Annotated in this window: 3 protein-coding genes; 2 read left to right on the top strand and 1 reads right to left on the bottom strand. The window is 56.2% G+C overall.

Features of this window, described 5'->3' with window-relative positions:
* Both AC0L14_RS34640 and AC0L14_RS34635 read left to right on the top strand, forming a co-directional pair.
* The coding region (locus AC0L14_RS34640) for an oligosaccharide flippase family protein (RefSeq protein WP_473752212.1) at nt 1-786 on the top strand (786 nt) is incomplete at its 5' end.
* The gene (locus tag AC0L14_RS34635) at nt 741-1,148 is read left to right on the top strand and encodes a hypothetical protein (protein ID WP_473752211.1); all 408 of its coding nucleotides are present in this window, start codon (nt 741-743) and stop codon (nt 1,146-1,148) included. The genes AC0L14_RS34640 and AC0L14_RS34635, both read left to right, overlap by 46 nt.
* Nucleotides 1,149-1,180: 32 nt before the next feature.
* On the opposite strand, the gene AC0L14_RS34630 is transcribed toward AC0L14_RS34635, so the two are convergent.
* Entirely contained in the window at nt 1,181-1,873 is a 693-nt protein-coding gene (locus tag AC0L14_RS34630) for a class I SAM-dependent methyltransferase (protein ID WP_473752210.1), read from the bottom strand.
* Nucleotides 1,874-2,251: the final 378 nt, after the last annotated feature.

Genomic DNA, 2,251 nt, shown 5'->3' with positions numbered 1-2,251 from the left:
GTAAAGGCTCGTGTCACTGTACCCGTAGCGCGCGTGTTTTTGGTTGTCGACCATCGTCAGGAGCGCGCCCGCTTCATTGCCGCGTGCCGGACAGCACTGCAAGCGCTACTCGTACCACACGAAAACGCATGGGGAATCGGCTTGGCTATTCCGCTTGCCTATCTCGGATTGAGCTACTGGGCTCTGGTGATCGCGGCCATGGCCGAGGCAATTTTTCTTTCTGGCATTTACTTGATCACCGCGCGACAATATCTCGCCAAGCCACGCTTCGACCTGCAGTCCTACCGCGAGATCCGCACGCAGAGCCTGGGATTTTCCTTGGCTGGAGTTTTGGCCTTCGGTGGCCAATACATGGACAAGATCATCGTCGCGCGTTTGCTCGGGACCGCGGAGCTTGGCATCTACACGAGGGCGTTCACTCTAATCGCAATGCCGGCGAATCTATTCGGAAACCTGAGTAGAACGGTCGTTTTCCCGTTGCTGTCAAAAGTGCAGACAGACGAGGCCAGGCTGCGCAGCGCCCAGCTGAAGGGCTATGCCTTGACCGCAGCCCTCACCCTATCAACCAGCGCGTTCCTGTGCTGCTTCGCCAAGGAGATCGTACTGACAATGTTCGGCCCTAGATGGGTGGACGCACTGGTTCCGATTGCCGTATTTTCCGCGGCAATGTATTTCCGGGTCGCATTAAATTATGCGGCGCCGTTATGCTCGCCACAGGCAGTGGCTACCGCAGCGCGTCCATGCAGATTTTCCATGCGGCGCTTGTCACATCATTCGTATTTTTAGCGGCGCCTTACGGAGTGAGTGCGGCAGCGGCGGCGGTGTCGGGTGCCATTCTAGTGACTTTCGTCCTTTATTCCTTCATTAGCTGCCGCATGACCGGATTGCCATTCGTGGATTTCGTGCTCGTCCATATCCCGCCAATTGTCTTCGCTGCCGTCATCTACGCTGCCGGTTCTGCGATCAGGATGCTGTTCGCCGGCTCGCCGTACTATCTTGTGCTGGCGATCGGGGCTTTTATGATAGGCACGCTATCTGCCGTTACTCTCTATTTGAGAGCTTCGCTTCTGTTCGGGAAATGCGGAGTGGAAGTCCTGCAAGCCGTAACGTCCAAGAAAGCAGCATGGCTCAATTGGATTCCACGCTGACTTACGACCGAATACCACCCTTCACGGTGATTCTAACTGTCGTGCTGTAAATCAGCAGGAGCGCGCGCGGTGACCGCCGTATGAAACCTTCCCGTCCGACATGCCTTTAAGAAAGCCGCAGCTTTACGAAGAGCCGAGTCCTTCGGAAAGAGCGCACCGAGCCTTCCACCTTCAGAACCCGGAAGCATGCGGGCCGCAGTCACCTCAAAGCCAAGCACCGTAAACAGATTGCCCAAGGTGAGCGGGGTCCACGAATGCAGATGCATGTGGGGATTGTTTGACCATGAGCGATGCTGCGGAGCAATGATCGGCATCTCGCACGGTACGAATACCTTCATCTCGCCAGAGGGCTTTAGGACGCGCAACATTTCTCGGAGCACCGTCGAAGGGCTGTCGACATGCTCGAGAGCGTGATAGCTGATAATTTTGTCTATCGTGCTGGACGGGATATCCGCAAGTGAGCCAACAACAAGGTCCAAATGTGCAGACGCCTGCTTAGCAGCGGTCTCGTTGATCTCCACGCCAATTCGCTTCACCGCTGGCAAGCACGAGAGGATACTGCCTGTCCCACAGCCGAAATCCAGAACGACATCCGTATGGCTGCTGAAATCCTCAAAAAGCCTTGCTCTAGATTTCTGTACGGTATCGGTTCGGCTACTGCCCCGCTGCTCAAAATATTGCGCGCCTTTTGGACCTATATAGAGCGTATCGGATCTTGAATGCATCTACCAACACTCCAAGGATCAATAGCATACGGTGAACTGGCTGGTGGTCCAAGCGCCCTTCGGGCAGGCTTCGCGAAAGCGCGCCCTCTAGCGCGCAGAATAACGGCCGCTCTGTTCCGGACCGGGATGATAACCTGGATGTTCATGCTGTTCCAGTCCCACTATCCGCCCGAGACGGAGCCACGCTTGCGGCCCTTTGCCCTGCGGTAGTAGGTGGAGTACCGCGGATGGATGGAGCGACCCCAGTTGCTCTTGCAGCGCCGGCTTCAGCATGTCTTCAACCAAATTGACGTGGGACTAATCCACCGTCCGGAAGTGGGCGGTCGAGGAGCCGATATTCAGGCAGGGATTCATTGCTTCGCTCGGAAGCGAAGCCAA

The organism is Mesorhizobium sp. WSM4841 (assembly GCF_055811515.1).
Note: the sequence above shows the minus strand (reverse complement) of the source record. Positions and strands in the feature narration are given on the sequence as shown.